This is a genomic window from Paenibacillus sp. Paensp111, assembly GCF_059492195.1.
In genome coordinates, this window is record NZ_CP168527.1 from 3,322,501 (window position 1) to 3,344,303 (window position 21,803).

Genomic DNA, 21,803 nt, shown 5'->3' on the forward strand with positions numbered 1-21,803 from the left:
AGCGAGCTCGAACTCCCTTTTATGGAAGATAAGGATAACGACCAGATTGAAATTTCCGATATTCGTTTTAATGACATCCGTAAGAAAGGCATCATGTCCAACATCGATAAGAAACGTACAATTCTGGAAAATCTGCGTCGTAACTCAACCAGTGGCAAGCCCGGCATCCACGGAATATCACCGGACGACCTCAGGTACAAAACATGGGAGGATATCGTTGTTCCCCACTCCAATGCGGTCATTATTGCGATGATGGATACCTCGGGTTCCATGGGTACTTTCGAGAAGTACTGCGCACGAAGCTTCTTCTTCTGGATGACCCGGTTCCTCCGCCGGCAGTATGAAAAAGTAGAGATCGTGTTCATCGCCCACCATACGGAAGCCAAGGAGGTCAGTGAGGAGGACTTCTTCACACGTGGGGAAAGCGGGGGTACGATCTGTTCTTCAGCTTATATGAAGGCACTAGAAATCATTGATACAAGGTACCCCCCTTCCAGTTACAATATCTACCCTTTCCATTTCTCGGATGGTGATAATCTCACCTCAGATAATGAGCGCTGCGTCAAGCTGATCGGAGAACTTCTAGACCGAAGCAATATGTTCGGATACGGAGAAGTCAACCAGTACAACCGGGGGAGCACTTTAATGTCGGCTTATAAGAACATTTCAAAAGAGAGATTCCTCCATTACATTATCAAGGAAAAAGGAGCTGTCTATCAGGCCCTTAAGAGCTTTTTTCACAAGCAGGAAGGGGGTCTAGTTCAATGAGCCTGGAAATGGAGCAGCTGGAGAAATCCATAAGTGAGATTATGGAGATTGCCGATGGCTTCGGCCTTGATTACTATCCAATGAGATATGAGATCTGTCCGGCCGATATCATCTATACGTTCGGGGCATATGGGATGCCCACCCGATTCAGCCACTGGAGCTTCGGAAAAACCTTCAATAAGATGAAGCTTCAGTACGATTTTGGCCTTAGCAAAATATACGAGCTCGTCATCAACTCCAATCCCTGCTATGCGTTCCTGCTGGATGGAAATTCGCTGATACAGAACAAGTTGATTGTGGCTCATGTGTTAGCCCACTGCGACTTCTTCAAAAACAACACCCGGTTCGCAGCCACGAACCGCAATATGGTTGAGAGCATGTCAGCAACTGCCGAGAGAATCAGCCAATATGAATTGATTCACGGTACCGATGCAGTAGAGACGTTCGTCGATGCCGTTCTTTCGATTCAGGAACATGTTGATCCCCAACTGATCAAACCAAGGCGGCTGGATAAGAAACGGTATACTGAAGAGAAAATGCGTGAGCAAAAAGAAGGACGGCATACCACAAGAACCGCCACTCCGTATGACGATCTGTGGTCCATAGACCAGCCGCAGTCCGGGGCAGGACCAGCCGAGCCGGCTGGACTCCCTGCATTCCCTCCAGAACCGGAAAAGGACCTGGTCTGGTTCATTCAGGAATATTCGGAAACGCTCGAGGATTGGCAGCGGGATATCATGAGTATGCTTAGAGAAGAGATGCTCTATTTCTGGCCTCAAATGGAGACCAAGATCATGAACGAAGGCTGGGCCTCGTATTGGCACCAGCGGATTATCAGAGAACTGGACCTGTCCAGTGAAGAGACAATCGAGTTCGCCAAGCTGAACTCGTCCGTTGTGCAGCCTTCCACTCAAAGTCTGAATCCGTATTACTTGGGACTGAAGATCTTCGAGGATATTGAGAAGCGCTGGGATCGGCCGACCAAGGAGGAACAAGACCGCTTTGGAAGACAGCCCGGCAAGGGCAGGGAGAAAATATTCGAGGTCCGGGAGCTCGATTCCGATATTTCTTTTATTCGCAGTTATTTAACAAAGGATTTGGTCCGTGATCTGGATCTCTACGTGTTCCAGAAGCAGGGCTCTGAGTGGAAGATTACAGATAAATCCTGGGAAAATATCCGTGACCAGCTCGCGTTATCCAGAGTGAACGGCGGTGCGCCTTACATTGTTGTTCAGGATGGCGATTACCAACGCAGCGGCGAGCTTGTGCTGAGGCATCAATACGAAGGAATTGAGCTGGACCTTAAATATCTCGAGCGCACGCTCCCCCATGTATACCGTCTCTGGGGCAAGACGGTGCATTTGGAAACGGTGATCGAAGATAAGAAGGCGATATTTAGCTTCGATGGGCAGAAGCATTACCGGAAGTTCGTAAGCTGATAAAGATGTAAATTTGTCTTCAGTCCGTGGTTAACCATGGATTGAAGGCATTTTTGGTGTGAGGCATATTTTCCAGATGTATGGGTACTCTACATGGGTATTTCACTATATTTCAGTTAAAAAGGAGTAACTTACATGGCTATCCTGGGTGGTAACCCTAAAGACGAACCCCTGCATTATGGTGAAATTTTTGGTGTATGGCAGTTCTCCACTAAAAGCAAGGCAGCCCTATCCAGCTATCAGGCTTTTATGTACCATGCCGGTGACCAAGATCTTAAGAAAATTATTGAAGACCTCATCGACCAGGCGAGCCGGGAAATCAAAGAAGCAGACGAGCTTCTGCTAGCCAATGGGATTCCTCCTGTTCCTGCCTTACCTGAAAGACCCCCAGCCGCTTTGGAGGAAATCCCAGTAGGGGCACGTTTCACTGATCCGGAAATTGCCGCAGCCATCGCTGCTTCTATATCCATGGGTATTATCGAATGCAGCCAAATTATCGCCATTTCCATCCGGGAAGATGTTGGAGCACTCTTCTTGAAGAATCATGGGCTTAAAGCCGCGCTTGGTGTCCGTGTTCTTCGGATGCTCAAGGAAAAGGGCTGGCTCATCCCTCCGCCTCTGCTCATTCAAAGACCTGAGGGAGATTGAGTATTCTCCCAAATAAAAAGGGCCGCTCCTTAAGATCTAAGATCTTGAGGAGCGGCCTCTTCAGCTTTTACCTGCAAACTTTATCTATTCAGCAAGCTTCCCACATAACGCAATAGCTCGTTTGCACACACCGGGCAATAGCCGTGATTCTCGATCAGGCGTTTGCTGACTTCATTAATTCGCTTAAGTTGATTCTCATCCGGCGTTTTCGTTGAAGTGGTGATCTTGACGATATCTTTCAAATCCACGAATAGCTTCTTCTCAATGGCTTCGCGAAGCCGATCATGGTCGTTATATTCAAATTTGCGTCCTTTTCTGGAATAGGACGAGATTCGGATCAGAATCTCCTCGCGGAACGCCTTCTTGGCATTCTCTGAAATCCCGATTTGCTCCTCAATCGAGCGCATAAGCCGCTCATCCGGATCAAGCTCCTCATCGGTCAGCGGATCCCGAATACGGGACCAATTGCAGAACGCTTCAATATTATCGAGGTAGTTCTCAAACAAAGTACGAGCAGACTCTTCGAAAGAATAGACGAAGGCCTTTTGAACTTCTTTTTTGGCCAGTTCATCATACTCCTTGCGGGCAATCGCAATAAAATTCAAATACCGTTCACGTTCCTCCCGAGTAATAGAAGCATGCTGGTCCAAGCCATCCTTGATCGCCCTGAGTATATCCAAAGCGTTAATGCACTGAAGATCCTGCTTAATCAGCGCGCTGGAAATCCGGTTAATGACGTAGCGTGGATCAACGCCGGACATGCCTTCATCCAGATACTCATTCTGAAGCTCCTTGAGGTCGGCAATCTTGTAGCCCTCCACCTCTTCCCCATCATATAGCCGCATCTTCTTAAGCAGATCAACGCCCTGCTTCTTGGAGTCCTTAAGTCGGGTGAGAATCGAGAAGATCGCTGCAGCCCGCAGGGAATGCGGAGCAATATGAATATGGTTCATATCACTCTGGCTGATGAGCTTGGAGTATATTTTCTCCTCCTGCGACACCTTGAGATTATATGGAATCGGCATAACGATCATACGGGATTGAAGCGCTTCGTTCTTCTTATTGGCAATAAAAGCTTTGTACTCGGTTTCGTTCGTATGCGCCACAATGAGTTCATCTGCACTGATAAGCGCAAATCTTCCTGCTTTGAAATTCCCCTCCTGGGTAAGCGACAAGAGATTCCATAGAAACTTCTCGTCACACTTCAGCATTTCCTGAAATTCCATCAAGCCCCTGTTGGCCTTGTTCAGCTCTCCATCGAACCGGTATGCCCGGGGATCAGACTCAGATCCGTACTCGGTAATTGTTGAGAAATCAATGCTCCCTGTAAGATCTGCAATGTCCTGGGACTTAGGGTCAGAGGGACTAAATGTACCAATACCGACACGGGCATCCTCGGAAATTTCCAGTCTGGCCACTCTGACATGTTCAATGTCATTATCGTACTCCGTCTTCAGTCTCATCTGGCAGACAGGGCATAAATTCCCCTCAATCCGGATTCCCAGCGCCTGTTCGACTTCAGGACGCAGCTCAAGCGGAATAAGATGCAGCGGATCCTCATGCATCGGGCAGCCTTCAATCGCATACAGGGCGCCTTGATCTGTGCGCGAGAATTTTTCGAGCCCTCTTTTGAGAAGAGTAACGATGGTTGATTTCCCTCCACTAACCGGGCCCATAAGCAAAAGAATTCTTTTGCGTACGTCAAGCCTGCGGGCGGCCGAGTGAAAATATTCCTCCACCAGCTTCTCAATGGCGCGATCCAGTCCAAAAATCTCCTGTTCAAAAAACTTGTAGCGCTTCTGGCCATTCACTTCCTCAACGCCATAGGATTCAATCATGTCGTATACGCGGGCATGAGCTGTCTTGGCCGGAGACGGGTCTTTCTTCAGCAGCTCAATGTATTCTTTAAAAGTACCGCTCCACGCCAACCGATCACTTTCTGCCCGGTATGCTGCAACGCGTTCAAAAATATCCATGCTTGGTACCTCCTGTGCTTCCGATATGAACTACGCATCTTTGTCTGTCCCTGAGAGCAGTACGCCGTGAGCTTTTACAACGGTTAAAAAAGGATATTACATACTTATGCGAGCTTATACAATTAATTGACGATTTTATCTGAACTATATTTTATACCTATCGGAAAAATCGGTATTGAATCACCTATGCGTATCTTGGTTCGTAATTCAATTGAATTCTTTATGCTATACTCTATTTACATGACTATCTGTGAGTACTATACGCGCCAAGAAAGGAGCCCAAGAACATGGCGGTTCAACACGAAACGGAATTATACAAGCCGCTAAAGCTATTTTTCGAGGAGCAGGGTTACGAGGTGAAGAGTGAGGTGCGGCATTGTGATCTGGTCGGGTTCCGGCCTGATCAGAGCGAGCCCCTGATTGTCGAGATGAAGAAAACCTTCAATCTGGCTCTGCTGCTGCAGGGACAGGCACGCCAGAAGCTGAGCAGGGAAGTCTATCTTGCTGTAGAGCGGAATCGGCAGAAGAAAGGCGCTCATAATCAGCGCTGGGGTGAAATTACACAGCTGTGCCGAAGACTCGGGCTCGGGCTCATTACGGTAACTCATTACAAGACCAAGAAACCGTTTGTCGAGGTTCTGTGCAGACCTGAAGGAATGGAAAGCTACGGAGGACCCAGACAGGTGAAGACCCGGGTTACCCGGCTGGCTAATGAATTTCGGGAGCGGAGCGGGGATTATAACGTCGGGGGAAGCCGCGGGCAAAAGCTGGTGACCGCTTATCGCGAGAAAGCGCTTCGGGTAGCCGTGGTGATGTCCCGCGCCGCGGGGCAGATGTCCCCGCGCGAGATCCGTGACCAGAGCGGGGTTGGTACAGCCGCAGATATTCTGCAGCGCAACTATTACGGCTGGTTCGAGAGAGTCAGCCGCGGCCGCTACAGTCTGACTCCGGCGGGGGCAGAAGCGCTGCAGCAGTATGAACAGGTGACGGCAAGCCATCGTCAGTTCGCGGCAGCCGCGGATGAGGATAATGCTCTGCTTATCGACTGAGATAAGGCAGAACAAGGATATCATCACGCGGCATGTCAGGCGGCATGTAGGCAGTAGGAGCAGAATATTCGCCGGGGAGAACATTGAAGCTTGCTCGGGGCAGACGACACACTCATCCCAGCAGCCGAGCTACTGGTGCCAGCGTGCCGTAAAATCCTCGGCTGCTTCGCAAATGCGCTCCAGCCCCAGAAGCAGCCGCGGCCGGCTCTGCGCAGCCAGCGACAAGCGCAGCGTCCGCGGGTTCCCCGCTCCCGCGTAACACCGCGCGCCGGGCAGGAACGCCGCGCCCTTCAGACGCGCCGCCCGAAGAAGGGCGGCGCTGTCCATGCCTGCCGGCAGCTCTGCCCACAGGAAGCGGCCGCGGCCGGCAGCGTGCTGGCAGACAGCGCCGAGGGCGCGGCTGCCTGCCAGCACAGCAAGAGCTTCCGCTCGCCGCGCGGCGTACTCGCGGTTCAGCGCCGCGGCATGCTGCGCCCAGCTGAAGCAGGGCTGCACCAGCAGCTGCGCCGGGACCCCGGCCGGGCAACTTATGTCTTCTGCGCTGCCAGGGACCCCTCTCGCTTCCTTCAAGCGCTCGATTAGCGCTTTATCCGCTTGATTCCTTCTGCCCCGAGTGTCTTCTGCGCTGCCGAGCGCCTCTCTCGCTTCCTTCAAGCGCTGAATCAGCGTCTCCCCCGCTCGAATCCATCCAGCATGGATACCATGGCCATCCATGGACATGAGTTCAGCGATTCGCCCGTCATATCCCCGATCTCTGCCGATTTCAAATAACGAGCGGCCTGACTTTCGCAAATTGTTCGTCCCAGCCGCAAAGGGAGCCTCTGCACTGCTTCGGTCCCCCACAAGCCAAATACCGGCTTGCCGGGTGATCTCAGCAATTTCCCGTATGCGAGCAGAACTCCATATAGCCCCGGTGGTATCCGAATATTCAAGAGAGATATATATTAGGGCCGGCTTAATCCGGACAAGACAGCTCTTCAATTCTTCAGGCCGCATGCCATCGCCATCGCAGTCTACCGGAACGACCTTCAATTTTCTTAGGAGGAGTTCCTCTAACACAGCTGGCGAGACGGGATTCTCCACCACCACGGTATCCCCCGGATTAACCAGCTCACCCAATAGCAGCTTCCAAGCCTCCATCCTGCCGGTTGTCAGCAGCAGAGAGGACTTCTCTATCCGAGTAGATTCATGGCTGTAGGTTCCAAGAATGAAGTTAGCCCAGCCGGATTGCAGCTTATCTCCGAACCCGGGTTCCCGGCTGTCTGCTCCTGCTTCGTCATTTTTTTCATCTAAATCCACTAACCACTCTTTACTGACCGGATACAGCCCTCTTTCCATCCCTTCCCCTGCAAGGGAAATGATGCCAATCCCATGTTCCTCATGCCTCTCAAAATTCCGTTTCATCACGCATCGGCCCCTTTCAGCACCAGCTCTGATCCCATATTAGTATATGGAGCAGACCAGCCCGATTCTCCAGAATGAATTTTTTTTGCTCTGGAACCTTTGAAAACATTTACATATTTTGCGTACAAGATAGGGGAATGTTAAAATGAAAATTGGTAAAAAATTAGAAAATGCTTGAGGTGATACACATGTCTTACTCTACGGAGCCTGTTTCCACGCCTACTTCGGCGCGCAGCACGAGAAACCGGGGAACGTCCGTAAAGGTATTTCTCGTCATTTGGCTGCTGCTCATCGGGAGTGGAATAGCCGCAACCTACTGGTACAGTCATCATCTGCAGCAGAACATGCTCTCCGCGCTCGACGCCAAATGGCAGGCACAGACGAACGCAATCAAGGCCGAATATAATTTCAAATTATCATCCTTATCGAATGAGGTAAGCCAGCTCGACAGCAAGGTTCAATCGTTCAACGAGCTGCTTACCTTCACGAAAGATAATGCAAGCAATAAGACCGACAACAGCAACAAGCTATACACTCAGTTGGCTGAAGTTAAGAAGCAGCTGAGTGCACTACAGAGCAAGATGGATCTGTTAAAATGAACATCCAAGTCAAACAGCTCAACCGGTTCTTTTTGCTTGCGACTGCACCATTCTTCGGCCTGATCCTTGCACTTCTTCTCGGTAGTGTTCAGCTGAACTGGGAGGGGCAGCCCGTAAAATTATCTGCTCCTCCAGAGCTTGATCAGCATGTTAATCAGGTGTCTGCTTCCTTGTCAGACGCCGAAGAGACTGCTAAATATACGATTTCAACCATTCGAAGAACAGCTGTGTTATATCAGAAGACGACCTCGGCCATGGCTCAGGTGGTCAACGCTGCCCAAAAAGCTTCCCATAAGCCCGAGGCTATTTATGACCGACGCATTACTGCCAAGTTCGGTTCCTCACCTTATGAGACCGTCCAGAGCGACAAAATTCGGATTGAACTGTACAAGATTAACCCTGGTAGCTATAAGGGATATGCCATGAAGATCAAGCTTAAAGATCCGTCAGCCATGAAGATGGCTGTTGCCGGTGACAAGCTGGGCTCTTCCGAGACCACCATGCAGGCGGTCAAACACAGTGGGGCCATAGCAGGGATTAACGCAGGAGGATTCGCAGACTCCGGGGGCAAACGATATCCGCTCAGTACCACGATTCAGAACGGCAAATATTTAACCGGATTCCAGCCCAGCTTCAAAGACCTTTCATTCGTCGGGCTTAACCAGTCTGGGAAGCTCATCGGAGGCAAGTTCTCCAGTCAGTCCCAGCTGGATAGATTGAAGCCGGTATTTGGGGCTACCTTCGTCCCGGTCCTCCTGCAAAATGGTGCCAAGACCCCCATTCCCGAGAAATGGCTGACCTCTCCTTACCGCGCACCCCGAACCGTGATCGGCAGCTACCGGGATGACCAGCTGCTGGTGCTCGTGGTGGATGGATACGATGAGAATGGCCATTCCGGCGCCTCCCTGCCTGAGCTTCAGGACAAGCTGTATAACCTGGGCGTCCAAAGTGCCTATAACCTGGACGGCGGGGGTTCCACCTCATTAATCCTTGGTGGCAGGGTGATTAACAAGCCTTCGGACGGCGCTCTTCGCCCGGTCCCTACTCATTTTTTATTTTTCAAATAATATAGCTTTTAATTTTGTTCATGTGATGGTTATAATAGACATAGTGAGTATACGTTGGAGGTGGCTGCATGTCCTTTTCATTAACATTCTGGATTGTTACACTAGTGTTTGTCCTGTTCGTGGCCGGAATCTTAACTGCATCCTATAACGATGATAAAACCAAAGGTTTGTAATGAAAGAAGAAGCTCTTCCTAAGGAAGAGCTTCTTTCTTTGTCATAGGATTTAAAAAGCACCGCAGAATTCTGCGGTGCTTCGTAACACACGTCTTACGCGTGTCGTGGTAAATGATTCATTTCAACCAGGCATTGGCCACAAATGGACCGTTCTTTGAACTCGCTTACATCTTCCATATTGCCGCAGAATACACATTTTGGACGATAACGTTCAAGGATGATATGATCGCCCTGCACGAGAATTTCGACAGGATCCCCTTCATTCATTTGATATCTCTTCCGAAGCGATTTGGGTAAGACGATTCTCCCCAGTTGATCCACTTTACGGACCACACCAGCAGGTTTCATAAAAAGCACACCTCTCCCGAAAAATATAAACAGACACCGCACTTATTGGGTTCTTCCCTTTAGATATAATAAAGCATCCCCCTCTAATATATCGGTCAGAAAAGAAAAAGACGGAAGGTCTTTAAATAAATATATTTCGGCATAATTTTCCTAAATCCTGCTGAGTAATCACAAATTCGCTAAAATTCTTTAAAAAATCGCATCTTATGACGTATTTACATTGCATTAACCTTAATCCATTCCCGGGAAATTCAATTGTCGCAGAGCTTCATATACAATAATCGCCGCAGAATTCGACAGATTCAGAGACCGGACCTTGTCGGTCATTGGCATCCGGATGAGACTGTCTGGATGAGCCTGGAGAATTTCGGGCGCAAGTCCCTTGGTTTCTTTTCCGAAAACGAAGAAATCGCCATCCTGATACTGGAAGTCGCTGTATCTCTGATCCGCCTTGGTTGTGGCGAAGAAAAATCTGCTCCCTTTGTACATCTCCTCCACCTCAGCAAAGGAATCGTGGTATTCAATATGAACCGCATACCAGTAGTCAAGTCCGGCACGCTTTAGTGTGGCATCATCCGTACGGAAGCCCAGGGGGCGTACCAGATGCAGATGAATTCCGGTTGCTGCGCAAGTACGGGCAATGTTCCCGGTATTCGCCGGTATTTCGGGTTCTACAAGCACAATATGTAAGGCCATGATGAAGAAAGCACCTCTCTCTACAAAATCACTATATAAGACGCAGTTGAAATTGACATGTAGGTAAGACGTAGCGGAGGGGAAGCTTGGAACTGTAGGAGCGAAAGCGATCGCCTTTGTCTCCGGATTTCATCCCTGCTTTGGTATACATCCAGAAATCTGGAGATAACAGCGACCGAAAGTCCAAGCATTCACCGTAGTTACGACTGTCACCATAAATGTGAATATTTATAATGCGTATTATATAGAAGCACATCCTACTATTATATCATGTTTCACATAAAACCAAACCATTCAGCAAAAAAGGTGATACCCGTAAATCCGGATATCACCTTTCTATATAGACTTGATCTTAACCGTTCTTTCTTTGGAATTCTCCCATGAAGTCAACCAAAGCTTTGATGTGTTCGTAAGGAACTGCGTTATAGATCGATGCACGAAGACCTCCGACACTGCGATGGCCTTTGAGGCCTACAAAGCCTTCCTGCTCGGAAGCCTTCACGAATTGCTTCTCAAGATCTTCGGACGCCATACGGAAGGTTACGTTCATGTTAGAGCGGCTGTCCTTATCTGCGAATCCGTGGAAGAAGCCACCGCTGTTATCGATTGCATTGTATAGAAGCTGTGCTTTCTCACGGTTCTTGGCCTCGATTCCGGCAAGGGAACCTTGTTCCTCAATCCATTTAAGCACCTGGTTCACCATATAGATCGAGAAGGATGGAGGAGTATTATAGAGAGAGTTATTCTTGGTGTGTGTGTCATATCTAAGCACGGTTGGAATATGTTTTGGCGAGTTCTGGATCAGTTCTTCACGGGCAACTACAACCGTTACGCCTGAAGGGCCAAGGTTCTTCTGAGCACCCGCATAGATCATTCCGAAATTCTTCACGTCAAATTGGCGTGACAGGATATCACTGGACATATCTGCAATCAAAGGTACATTACCTGTATCCGGGAATTCCTGGAACTGGGTGCCTTCAATCGTCTCGTTAGAAGTAAGATGCAGGTAGGCTGCATTCTCAGGCAATTGAAGATCCGCCAGACTCGGAACCGATTTATATTGGTTGTCTTCCGAAGAAGCGGCAATGAACGTATCCCCGATTAATTTAGCTTCACTGATCGCTTTGTTGGCCCAGCTGCCTGTCTTAACATAACCCGCAGTCTTGCCTTCAGCTAACAAGTTCATTGGAAGCATAGCGAACTGGGTGGAAGCTCCGCCCTGCAGAAATAGAACCTTGTATCCTTCCGGATTGCCAAGCAGATTCAGGAGACGGCTTTGAGCTTCGTTGTGGACTCCTTCATAGACGGCTCCGCGGTGGGACATCTCCATAATCGACATTCCATTGTCCTGATAATCGACAAATTCAGCTTGGGCGCGTTGAAGCACTTCCAAGGGTACTGCTGCGGGACCCGCATTAAAATTGTAGGCTCTCTTACTCATTTGGACTCCCATCCTCTCTCTTAATCAAAGTAAGTTGAATATGACGGTGCTATAGTTACGGTTTACTATAACAACATTCTATCCCTGCATCAAGAACATATTGAACAACTTTGGACAAGTTTGCAGAATTGACACATTAACGCTTTGTCTTGCGAAAGACTGTGGCATGATCACACTGAACTTTTCAGGGATTAAATAAGAAATATCTATAGCAAAAGGGACCGTCCCCCAGGTCCGAATCGACCTTAGGGACGGCCCCTTAGCTATCATTTCATGAATATATAAGTTCTATTACAGGTCGAAGTAAAGTCCGATTTCATGCGGGTGTACGCGCATAGCAACTGCTTTAGCTTCTTTACGCTTCAATGCTACAAAGTTATCAATGAAGTCTTGTGTAAATACGCCGCCTTCAGTCAGGAATTCGGTGTCGGCAAGCAGTGCATCAAGAGCCTCATCCAAGGAACCTGGAACGCTGCGAATTTCTTTCTTCTCAGCATCGGACAAATCATAGATATTCTTGTCGTATGGTCCATAACCTTGTTCTTGCGGGTTGATCTTACGCTTGATTCCATCAAGACCTGCAAGAAGCATAGCTGAGAATGCCAGGTAAGGGTTAGCCGTGGAGTCCGGTGTACGGAACTCGATCCGGCAGCCTTTAGGTGTTACAGCCGCTACTGGGATACGAACTGCTGCAGAACGGTTACCTTTGGAGTATACAAGGTTAACTGGTGCTTCGTAACCAGGTACCAGACGTTTGAATGAGTTCGTGCTTGGGTTCGTGAACGCAATCAAAGCTGGAGCGTGGTGCAGGATACCTCCGATATAGTGAAGGGCCATTTCACTCAGATTTCCATATCCGCCTTTTTCATAAAAAAGAGGGGTATCGCCATCAAAGATGGACTGGTGAACGTGCATACCGCTTCCGTTGTCACCGAAGAGTGGTTTTGGCATGAACGTTGCTGTTTTGCCAAATTGTTGTGCTGTATTGTGAACGATGTATTTGTATACCATCAAGTTATCAGCAGTTTTGAGAAGCGTGTCGAAGCGGAAGTTAATCTCAGCTTGACCTGCAGTAGCTACTTCGTGGTGATGACGCTCAATACGAAGTCCTGCTTCTTCAAGCAAACGGCACATTTCGCTACGGATATCCTGCTGCTTATCAGTTGGAGCTACAGGAACATATCCACCTTTTACAGGTACTTTGAAACCAAGGTTGCCGCCTTCTTCTTCACGGCTGGTGTTCCATCCGGCTTCTTCGGAATTCACTTCATAGTAAGAGCGGTTCATGCTGCTCTCATGACGTACATCATCGAAGATAAAGAACTCGGACTCTGGTGCGAAGAATGCTGCTGTACCTACACCGCTCTTCTTCAGGTATTCTTCAGCGCGAACAGCAATACTGCGTGGATCACGCTCATAACGGTTGCCGTCTGGTGTAAAGATATCACAAAGAATGTTCAAGGTAGGATGTGCTGTAAAAGGATCAACAAAGCTTGAGCCCGGATCCGGCATCATAACCATGTCAGATTCTTCGATACCACGGAATCCCGGGATAGAAGAACCGTCAAAAGCTACACCATTTACAAAAGTTTCTTCGTCAACCTCTTTGGCTGGCAGACTGATGTGGTGTGCCCGACCGGACAGGTCTACAAAACGGAAATCCACCCACTCAATTTGTTTCTCCTGAATAGTCTTCAAAACCTGCTGTACTGACATCATTAATCCTCCCAATCACGAACATTAAAGCAAGCAAAAACACTTAACGTTCATACTATATATTTTCTGTCGTCATTATAATACCAAGCAAAAGCATCCGTCAATAGATATGTAAGGTATTTTTATGGCTCATGTTAGGTATCATCACATTTTTATCGCTGTACATAGGTAAAGAACCCTGCGCGATATAGCGAGGGCTCTCTTCTTATCTATTTCCCGGGAAAAATTAGACTTGCACGATGCTTGGAGCTGCTTTGAATGATTTGCCGACAATTGGAGCCAGCTTCTCTAAATCTTGCAGAAGTCCAGCAAATTGGTCAGGGAACAGAGATTGTACACCGTCACCCGTCATCGAGTTGTCCGGATCCGTATGCATTTCGATAATCAGACCGTCGGCTCCGGCTGCTACTGATGCCTTCGCCATCGGTTCAACCAGCTCACGTCTTCCTGTTCCATGGCTCGGGTCGGAAATGACCGGCAGGTGGCTGAGCTGCTGCAGTACAGGAATCGCTGACAGGTCCAGCGTGTTCCGGGTGTAAGTCTCAAACGTACGGATGCCCCGCTCGCACAGCATGACGTCCGGATTGCCACCGGCCAGGATATACTCGGCCGCATTGAGAAGCTCATCATAAGTGGCGCTGAATCCGCGCTTCAGAAGGACAGGACGGCCGCAGCTGCCCAGCTTGCGAAGCAGATCAAAGTTCTGCATGTTCCGTGTTCCAATTTGGAGAATGTCCGCATATTCCGCACAAACATCGACATATTCAGGGGTCATGACTTCCGTAATGGTCAGCAGGCCGTGCTTCTTCCCTGCCTCAGCCATCATGATCAGACCTTCGACGCCTACTCCCTGGAAGCTGTACGGGCCGGTACGCGGCTTGAATGCACCACCGCGCAGCACCTGGCCCCCAGCGGCTTTAACCAGGCGAGCGATCTCATCGATCTGTTCAGGAGTTTCTACCGCACAAGGCCCACCCATTACCACTAGCTCCCCACCGCCAATTTTGACATCACCAATAGAGATAACTGTATTCTCGGGATGGAAATCACGGCTGGCCAACTTATAAGATTTCGAGATTTTAACTACGTTCTCTACATCCTTCATTTGACGCAGATGCTCTGCAAGCTTCGGTTCAATCTGTCCGATCAATCCGATTACAGTACGGTCATTCCCACGGGAGACGTGCGCCTGCAGTCCCTCCTTCTCAATTACAGCGATGATCTCTTGAATACGCTCTTCGGGCGTATGGTTGGAAGTAATTACGATCATATTTGAACATCCTCTCATTTGGCTTGAAATTCCAGCAGGATACGTTGTAAATACGGGAAGCCTGCCTACATCCCCTTCGGTATATCTTTCCGATTATGTTCTTATCAGAGTATTATGAATACTGTTAAACTGCTTTTTCACTTAAACGCTTGTGTGCTTTTAAGCTTTTAACCGCTAAAGTAAATATACATGATGACTGCCTCTTCGTCAAGACAGAGACAAGCCTATTTATAAAAAGACTATAAGGAGTTTCACAATTTCTTAACAATGTGCGCTTAGTCAAAAAAAAGCGCCCCAAAAGGGGCGCCTGCTATATGGAATGAACTAGCCATATAACTAGAATTATAAGGTCTTCGATGTGCTTTTCTCCCGGACAGGAGGAAGCAGCTTCTGCATATTCACGGTACGCACAATCTCCCACGTCTCCGGGCGGGCAGGGTCATACTGTTCCAGATAAGCAATTACCTCTTTGGTGATCGGGGTGGGCGTCGAGGCGCCCGATGTAACTCCCACCTTGCTAACACCCTCCAGCCACTCCCGCTTGAGTTCCGTAACGTCCGCAATCCGGTATGCTGTTACGCCAGCAATCTCTTCGGAGACCTGGGCAAGACGGTTGGAGTTGTTGCTGCGCGGATCTCCGACTACAATCACGAGATCCGTCTGACCGGCCTGCTCAGCCACAGCCTCCTGCCGGACCTGGGTGGCGAGACAAATCTCGTTATGCACTTCGGCGCCAGGATACTTCTCTACCAGCTTCTTAATAATATGCTTGATATCCCACTGGCTCATCGTGGTCTGATTCGTAATAATGATCCGGTCTGAGGTAATGCTCAGAAGATCAATCTCTTCTTCCCGCTCAATGAGATGCACATGCTCCGGGGCGATCCCCAGCGCACCTTCCGGCTCGGGATGCCCTTTTTTGCCGATATAAATAATCTCGTACCCTTCCGCGACCTTCTCTTCGATCAGGACATGCGTCTTGGTCACATCCGGACAAGTAGCGTCAACCGTAGTAAGCCCTTTATCCCTGGCGATCTTTCTAACCTCGGGAGATACCCCGTGGGCCGTAAAGATGACTGTTCCTTTGTCTACCTGACTTAAAATATCGAGCCGGTTGGCACCATCGAGCGTAATGATTCCCTCATCCTCAAAGGATTGGGTCACATGGCTGTTATGAACGATCATACCCAGTATATAAATCGGACGAGGAAGATCCAGGTTCTTGGCCGCCTGACGGGCCAGGACCATAGCATCAACAACGCCGTAGCAATAGCCGCGCGGTGAGATTTTGACGACTTCCATAAGTTTAACCCCGCTTTCTTGGAGCTGCAATGAACTCTCTATGACAAACACCTCTAATTATAACCTATTGAAGCGGGGTCGGAAAGGCAGGGAGCCAGATTACAAAGGCTGTGCCCTCACCCTTGCGGGAGATGACCTCCACCGAGCCGCGATGCTCATCAATGATCCATTTGGCGATGGAGAGTCCAAGTCCTGTCCCCTGGGTAACTCCGCGGGAGGGGTCGGCCCGGTAGAAACGTTCAAATATGTGCGGAATATCCTTCTGATCCATCCCGATCCCTGTATCCGCAATCCGGATTCCGATCTGGCCGCCCACTCTGACCGCATCGATCATAACTTTGCCTTCCGGCGTGTATTTAAAGGCATTCTCAATAAAGATAAACAGCATTTGCTGCAAATAATCGCGGTTCCCCTCTACATATAAGCCAGCAATAGCGGAGAGATCCCCCTGAACCCAAGCCGCGGAACGGGTAAGAAACTGGGATCTTCGAATGACATCCTGCACAATCGGAGACATAAGCAGCGGCTCCCTCGTAATGGTCTGGCCCGTATCCGCACGAGCCAGGGAGAGCATGTCATTCACAAGCCGGCTCATCCGTTTGGATTCATCAGCAATATCGCTGATCGCTTCCATCGACAGGCTGCGCAGGCTCTGTTCATCCATCTGAAGTCGCCCTTCCGCCTCCTGATCCCAGGCCTTCTTGAGCAAATCCACATTTCCCCGTATGGTCGTCAGCGGTGTCCTAAGCTCATGGGAAGCGTCGGATACGAACCTGCGCTGGGTTGCATAAGCTTCTTCCAGTTCCTTATAGAACCTGTCGGTTCTGGATAACATCTGATTCACCGTGCCAATCAGCTGTCCAATCTCATCATTTGGCCCCTCATAATCAATACGGACACTGAGGTCATTTCCCGTCTGAATCTGGTTGGCCGCTTCTATGACCTTGCCGATGGGACGCATGGATTTGCGGGCCAGGAACAGCCCCAGGGTTGAAGCGCATACGACCGTAATGAAGAATCCGAACACGAGTACCGTCTTCATCTGATCCATGAGCCGGTCCTCAGACATGGTATTCACGGCTAGTGACAGAACTCCAAAAGGCTGGTCAGCCGAAGGTACAGGCAGTTCAAACAGAATAAAGGCATAACCATTCTTGGTAAAAGACGAGAACTTGCCCCCATTTACAAGCGAATTCGGCTTGGGTACCGGCAGACTTAAATTCCGATCCTGTAAGGCAGGAGCCAGACTGGTAATCCCTGAACCGTAGAAGCTGTAAATCTGCCAGGAAATATTATTATCTTCCAGCCTGTTCTTCTGGTCTCTGCTTAGCTGAAGATCAATATTCTGCCCGTCTGTGTAGGTGTCCAGGTTGCGTATTTGATTGGCTTGCTCAACGATCTTATTCTTGACCTCAGTGTAAATGTTGTAACGCACAAGTCCATAAATCGAAGCTCCGAACAACACCAGAGTTACGGCCAGTATGCAAGTATACCATGCGGTCAGCCGCCATCTTATGGACATGGTCAAGATTCTCCTCTCAAAATATAACCGGCTCCGCGGATCGTCTGAATGACCCGTTTCTCGCCCTGCTCCTCCGTTTTTTGTCTTAACATTGCAATATAGACCTCCAGCACGTTCGATTCCCCGCTGTAGTCATATCCCCATATTTTATCCATAATCAGATCACGGGTTAGAAGCCGCTTCGGATTCTGCATGAATAGATACAGCAGCTCGAATTCCTTGGCGGTCAGCTCAAGCCTGCGCCCCGCTCTAATGACTTCCCTCGAATCGTAGTCCAGAACGATATCTTCAAATACTAACCGGTGGGCGTCTCCTTCCGGGGTACTCTCCTTGCGGCGCAGCAAAGCTCTGACCCTGGCCAGCAGCTCCTCCAGTGCAAAAGGCTTAACCAGATAGTCATCGGCGCCAAGATCGAGCCCCTTCACCCGGTTCTCCACCTCATCCTTGGCGGTAAGCATAAGAATGGGAACGCTGCTTCCGCCCTCGCGAATCCGCCTGCAGACTTCAAAGCCATCCACCTGAGGCATCATGACATCCAGCACAACCAGATCGGGATCTGCCGTCAGCATCATCTGAAGCCCTTCCATGCCATTAGGGGCAGAATATACATCATAGCCTTCAAAAGCCAGCCCCCGCCGCAGCATAGATATAATTTTCTCGTCATCATCAATGATTAATATACCGGATCTCATAGGAACTCTCCTTTAGCTTCCCAGCCTCCAGACGGCTGGTCCTTCTCAACTCTCTGTATTGTACCAAAATAAAACCGTAAATTTATAGCCAAAAAGACAGCTTGTGTTTGGCTGTCTTTTTGGTGCTATAGCCAAAGAGACAGCTTGTGTTTGGCTGTCTTTTTGGTGCTATAGCCAAAGAGACAGCACGTTAAACGGCTTTTTGGTGCTACAACAAGAAGCGGTAGGGTTCTCCCTGCCGCTTCTGCTTCATACGTGCCCGGTATGTCTGCCCAGATAACTTACTGCAGATTCTGGAAATTGTTCTTGTCGCCAATTGTTACAGTAACGTCCAGCTTACTGTCATTACGCACAACGTTCAGCTTGACTTTGTCTCCAACCTTATGAGTCTGAATGTAAGCAATCAGATCTTCCTTGGTTGCAAAGCTCTTGCCATCGGCACCGGTAATGATATCATATGGGCGAAGATCCGCACTGTAGGCCGGAGATTTGTATACAATCTCGGAGACTACAGAGCCTTCCTTGACATTCGTCCCCATCTGCTTCGCAACTTCATCCGTCAGCGTCATGAGAGAAGCTCCAATGAAGGGAACCGGCTTCTTGGGAATGGCCTGATTATTCTTCAATTTATCAAGAACTTCATTAATGGTGCTGGTTGGAATCGCAAAACCGATACCTTGGGAGTTCTCGCTAACAGCTACGTTAATCCCGATAACTTCACCTTTCAGGTTCAGCAGAGGTCCCCCGGAGTTACCTGGGTTGATCGAAGCATCTGTCTGCAGGAGGTTCTCGTATTTACGATCCTTCTCCCCATTCTCCCCGGCGATCGAAATCTCGCGGCCTTTGGAGCTGAGTACACCGGCGGTTACCGAATGGTCAAAGCCCTGCGGGTTACCGATAGCTACGACCCATTCACCGACTTTGGTAGTGTCCGAGCTTCCAAGCGGAATAGAAGGGAAGCTGCTGCCTTCAATCTTGAGAACAGCCAAGTCGAGGTCATAGCTTGTGCCAAGCACTTTAGCTTCATAAGGCTTATTTGTCCCTTGGACCGTTACCTGCACAACATCGGCATTATGAACCACGTGTTCGTTGGTCAGAATATAGCCTGTTTTATCAAAAATAAAGCCCGAACCAAGTCCTGTCGGTACAAGCTGGTCACCTTGGGAAGAGGATCCGCCGCCTCCGCTCTGTCCGTCGCCGCCGAAGATGCCGCTGTCTCCACCGAAGAAGAATTGGTTGAACGGATCTGAATTGCTGCCTCCCTGGCTTCCCTGGCTCTGCTTGCTAGACTTTACCAGCGTCTCAATCTTGACCACTGCGGGTCCCGCATGATCTACAACATCACTGACATCGCCTGGATTAGTCATTGGAAATACGGCTTGGGTGGTCTTCGAACCTGTTCCTGTGCTCGGCTCAGGCTGCGCCGTACTGCTGCTCGCAGGATACGCAGCGACTGGAGTAGCTGCTTGATCTCCTGTGAACAGGTTCTCTTTGTCAGCGAAGAACATCCCTCCGCCAAGAATCAGCATCCCGGCCAATGCACCGGCAATAACTGATTTCGCGGATGATTTCGGCTTGCTGTTATACTGCCAATTGCCGCTGCCTTTAGTCCCGCCTCCAGAGCCCTGAGCTCCGCCACCACCTTCACTGGATGGACGGATATCATAGGATGTCATGAGCGTTCTCACCGGCTGGGGCGGTGTAATTTCAACTTGGTTGGGATCGGAAGGATTCTCTCTTCCGCCTTCTCTATTATCTTGTCCATAAGATTGGAAAGGACCATATGAATAGTATGATGAACCGGATTCTGCAGGCTGCTGCGGCTTATCTGATGCATTGTCCCCAAAGCTGTGTCCGGGCTTGTTTCTTTGTTCGTCCATGGTTTAATATCCTCCTTATCCCATGATTGTAAGGGATCTTGTTTACTTGTTCTTATTGTGTACTATAAACCTTAAACGTACCTTAAAAACAATTAAAAAGGAGATAAACCTTGCGGCTCTAGGAAACCCACCCTTGGCGGTGTGCATAAATTGCAAGCTGAGTACGATCTTCTAGCTCGCATTTCATTAATAGATTGCTAACATGCGTCTTCACGGTCTTGATGCTGATATGGAGCTCCTCACCGATATCCTTATTCGTCTTGCCTTCGGCGATCAGCAGCAGCACCTCTTTCTCGCGTTCAGTCAGTCCCGATTCATTATTCTGAACGGTCCGCTGACGAAGACCGCGTGTCAGTGCCTGCGCCACATCCCCCGTCATGACCGGCATCCCTCTGTAAGCGCCCTGCAGCGCATAGATCAGTTCCTCGGCGGACACCGTCTTAAGAACATAACTGACGGCGCCGGCTTCTATAGCCTTAACTACAAGATCGTCCTCCAGAAAGCTCGTCAAAATGACAATCTTCAGATTGGGAAAACGGGCAATCAGCGCCTTAGTCGCTTCAGCCCCGTTCATGACCGGCATCATCAAATCCATGAGAATGAGATCAGGCATCACCCCGCCTTCCATTCCGGTCAACATATTCACGGCCTGCTGGCCATCTCCTGCCTCGGCAATAACCTGAAACCGGGGATCCAGCATCAGGTAAGTTTTCAGCCCCATTCGAACCATATCATGGTCATCGACAATCATAATTTTCACCGTTTCACCGCTCATGTTCATCGCTCTCTTCCCGCTCTTCGAATTTAGGAATATGTACTCGTATCGTGGTGCCCGCACCAGGCTTGCTGATGACTTCAACATGCCCGCCGAGCTTCTCAGCCCGCTCACGCATGGTCGTCAGACCGTAAGACCCCTGCCTTTGATAATTGGAACTGAAGCCCTGCCCATCATCACTGATGCTTAATACAACCTGCCTTGGTCCTTCACGCAGTGATAGACTGACCAGCTTCGCTCCCGCATGCTTGACGATGTTCGCCATAGCTTCCTGAATGATCAGGAAGAGCTGATGCTCCTTCGCGTCGGACAGCTGGCCGTGGATATCAAGCTCCTTCATGCCCTTTAGATTATTCTGGCGGCAGTAGTCCGGGAACCACTGGTCTAAGGCTTCGGATAAAGTCTTATCCACGAGCTCCATCGGTCTTAGCTGGGCAATAAGTGCTCTCATCTGTTTCTGGGCAATCTGGGACATCTGAATCAGCTGGTCCATCACTGCCGAGGCCTGGGCCTCATTCACCTCAAGCACCTTGGGCAGGGAGGAAGCGGCCATATGGATCGCAAAAAGCTGTTGGCTGACGGTATCGTGCAGATCTCTGGCCAGCCGGCGCCGCTCTTCAAGAACGGCCTTCTCGGAGGCTTGTTCCTTCTCGATGACCTCCTGCTCCCCAAGCTGCTGCAGAAGCTGCATCTTCTTCTCCACAGCGGCCATCATCGTATTGAATTCCAGATACACTCCGGCAAAGGTAGGATCGGGAATCGACGGCATTCTGACATGAAGATTGCCTTTGGCTACCTGCAGCATATTGAGATGCAGCACATCGATCCTCCGCTGAATCCGTTGCCCGGCCAGGTAACCGATAATGATCGAAAACACCACAATCCCCACCATGTAGTAAATCCACATGTGAGGGTTCGTGATGACGATATAGCCGGATGAATTTAGAACGAAGAGGGCTGCCGCTGCCATACTTCCTGTCAGCAAAAAGTAGAACAGCAGCTCCCACTTGCTACTTTTCAAATTTCGCAGCATCATA

At 49.4% G+C, this 21,803-nt stretch carries 19 protein-coding genes (1 of these 19 running past the window's edge); 6 read left to right on the top strand and 13 right to left on the bottom strand.

The features are described 5' to 3' along the window. From yhbH to ACEN86_RS15610, 3 genes are all read left to right on the top strand, one after another. Nucleotides 1-768 carry the 3' portion of a sporulation protein YhbH gene (yhbH, locus tag ACEN86_RS15600; RefSeq protein ID WP_495631494.1) on the top strand. It extends 396 nt beyond the left edge of the window, so the window shows 768 of its 1,164 coding nt (coding positions 397-1,164); its start codon lies off the left edge, out of view; its stop codon occupies nt 766-768. Beyond that, the gene (locus tag ACEN86_RS15605) at nt 765-2,207 is read left to right on the top strand and encodes a SpoVR family protein (RefSeq protein WP_495631495.1); all 1,443 of its coding nucleotides are present in this window, start codon (nt 765-767) and stop codon (nt 2,205-2,207) included. Before yhbH ends, ACEN86_RS15605 begins: the two co-directional genes overlap by 4 nt. Before the next feature lie 135 nt (nt 2,208-2,342). After that, a complete protein-coding gene (locus ACEN86_RS15610) occupies nt 2,343-2,855 on the top strand; it encodes a DUF3231 family protein (protein ID WP_495631496.1) in 513 nt (170 codons plus the stop codon). A gap of 80 nt (nt 2,856-2,935) precedes the next feature. Here the strand turns inward: ACEN86_RS15610 and ACEN86_RS15615 are convergent, their stop codons facing one another. Further along, nucleotides 2,936-4,831, bottom strand: a complete 1,896-nt coding sequence (locus ACEN86_RS15615; protein WP_495631497.1) for a PrkA family serine protein kinase — start codon at nt 4,829-4,831, stop codon at nt 2,936-2,938. 287 nt (nt 4,832-5,118) lie between these two features. Here ACEN86_RS15615 and ACEN86_RS15620 point away from each other — a divergent pair, with 287 nt between their 5' ends. After that, entirely contained in the window at nt 5,119-5,880 is a 762-nt protein-coding gene (locus ACEN86_RS15620; protein WP_495631498.1) for a DUF2161 domain-containing phosphodiesterase, read from the top strand. 129 nt (nt 5,881-6,009) lie between these two features. On the opposite strand, the gene ACEN86_RS15625 is transcribed toward ACEN86_RS15620, so the two are convergent. Further along, nucleotides 6,010-7,284, bottom strand: a complete 1,275-nt coding sequence (locus ACEN86_RS15625) for an aminotransferase class I/II-fold pyridoxal phosphate-dependent enzyme (protein WP_495631499.1) — start codon at nt 7,282-7,284, stop codon at nt 6,010-6,012. A gap of 188 nt (nt 7,285-7,472) precedes the next feature. On the opposite strand from ACEN86_RS15625, the gene ACEN86_RS15630 reads away from it, so the two are divergent. Beyond that, on the top strand, nt 7,473-7,883 hold the full coding sequence (locus ACEN86_RS15630) for a hypothetical protein (protein WP_495631500.1): 411 nt from the start codon (nt 7,473-7,475) through the stop codon (nt 7,881-7,883). Then, nucleotides 7,880-8,950, top strand: coding sequence for a phosphodiester glycosidase family protein (locus tag ACEN86_RS15635; protein WP_495631501.1), 1,071 nt, complete (start codon nt 7,880-7,882; stop codon nt 8,948-8,950). Before ACEN86_RS15630 ends, ACEN86_RS15635 begins: the two co-directional genes overlap by 4 nt. Nucleotides 8,951-9,217: 267 nt before the next feature. On the opposite strand, the gene ACEN86_RS15640 is transcribed toward ACEN86_RS15635, so the two are convergent. The 11 genes from ACEN86_RS15640 to ACEN86_RS15690 form a co-directional block, all read right to left on the bottom strand. Then, on the bottom strand, nt 9,218-9,472 hold the full coding sequence (locus ACEN86_RS15640; protein WP_068622459.1) for an AbrB/MazE/SpoVT family DNA-binding domain-containing protein: 255 nt from the start codon (nt 9,470-9,472) through the stop codon (nt 9,218-9,220). A 231-nt stretch (nt 9,473-9,703) separates the two neighbouring features. Continuing rightward, a complete protein-coding gene (gene trmL, locus ACEN86_RS15645; protein WP_495631502.1) occupies nt 9,704-10,168 on the bottom strand; it encodes a tRNA (uridine(34)/cytosine(34)/5-carboxymethylaminomethyluridine(34)-2'-O)-methyltransferase TrmL in 465 nt (154 codons plus the stop codon). 352 nt (nt 10,169-10,520) lie between these two features. Next, the gene (serC, locus tag ACEN86_RS15650; RefSeq protein ID WP_495631503.1) at nt 10,521-11,609 is read right to left on the bottom strand and encodes a 3-phosphoserine/phosphohydroxythreonine transaminase; all 1,089 of its coding nucleotides are present in this window, start codon (nt 11,607-11,609) and stop codon (nt 10,521-10,523) included. A 291-nt stretch (nt 11,610-11,900) separates the two neighbouring features. Next, the gene (gene glnA / locus ACEN86_RS15655; protein WP_495634320.1) at nt 11,901-13,325 is read right to left on the bottom strand and encodes a type I glutamate--ammonia ligase; all 1,425 of its coding nucleotides are present in this window, start codon (nt 13,323-13,325) and stop codon (nt 11,901-11,903) included. 226 nt (nt 13,326-13,551) lie between these two features. Further along, nucleotides 13,552-14,595, bottom strand: a complete 1,044-nt coding sequence (gene aroF / locus ACEN86_RS15660; protein WP_495631504.1) for a 3-deoxy-7-phosphoheptulonate synthase — start codon at nt 14,593-14,595, stop codon at nt 13,552-13,554. Between the two features lie 342 nt (nt 14,596-14,937). Next, nucleotides 14,938-15,897: a 4-hydroxy-3-methylbut-2-enyl diphosphate reductase gene (locus ACEN86_RS15665; RefSeq protein WP_495631505.1), complete on the bottom strand. Its 960-nt coding sequence runs from the start codon at nt 15,895-15,897 to the stop codon at nt 14,938-14,940. 64 nt (nt 15,898-15,961) lie between these two features. Further along, nucleotides 15,962-17,419, bottom strand: a complete 1,458-nt coding sequence (locus tag ACEN86_RS15670; RefSeq protein WP_495631506.1) for a HAMP domain-containing sensor histidine kinase — start codon at nt 17,417-17,419, stop codon at nt 15,962-15,964. Nucleotides 17,420-17,421: 2 nt separating this feature from the next. Next, complete coding sequence (locus ACEN86_RS15675; RefSeq protein WP_495631507.1) at nt 17,422-18,111, bottom strand: response regulator transcription factor; 690 nt, start codon at nt 18,109-18,111, stop codon at nt 17,422-17,424. A 281-nt stretch (nt 18,112-18,392) separates the two neighbouring features. After that, nucleotides 18,393-19,991 (bottom strand): S1C family serine protease, encoded by a 1,599-nt coding sequence (locus ACEN86_RS15680; RefSeq protein ID WP_495631508.1) that lies wholly within the window; start codon nt 19,989-19,991, stop codon nt 18,393-18,395. A 118-nt stretch (nt 19,992-20,109) separates the two neighbouring features. Continuing rightward, nucleotides 20,110-20,766: a response regulator gene (locus tag ACEN86_RS15685; RefSeq protein WP_495631509.1), complete on the bottom strand. Its 657-nt coding sequence runs from the start codon at nt 20,764-20,766 to the stop codon at nt 20,110-20,112. Beyond that, the gene (locus tag ACEN86_RS15690; RefSeq protein WP_495634321.1) at nt 20,756-21,799 is read right to left on the bottom strand and encodes a sensor histidine kinase; all 1,044 of its coding nucleotides are present in this window, start codon (nt 21,797-21,799) and stop codon (nt 20,756-20,758) included. Before ACEN86_RS15690 ends, ACEN86_RS15685 begins: the two co-directional genes overlap by 11 nt. Nucleotides 21,800-21,803 lie beyond the last annotated feature (4 nt).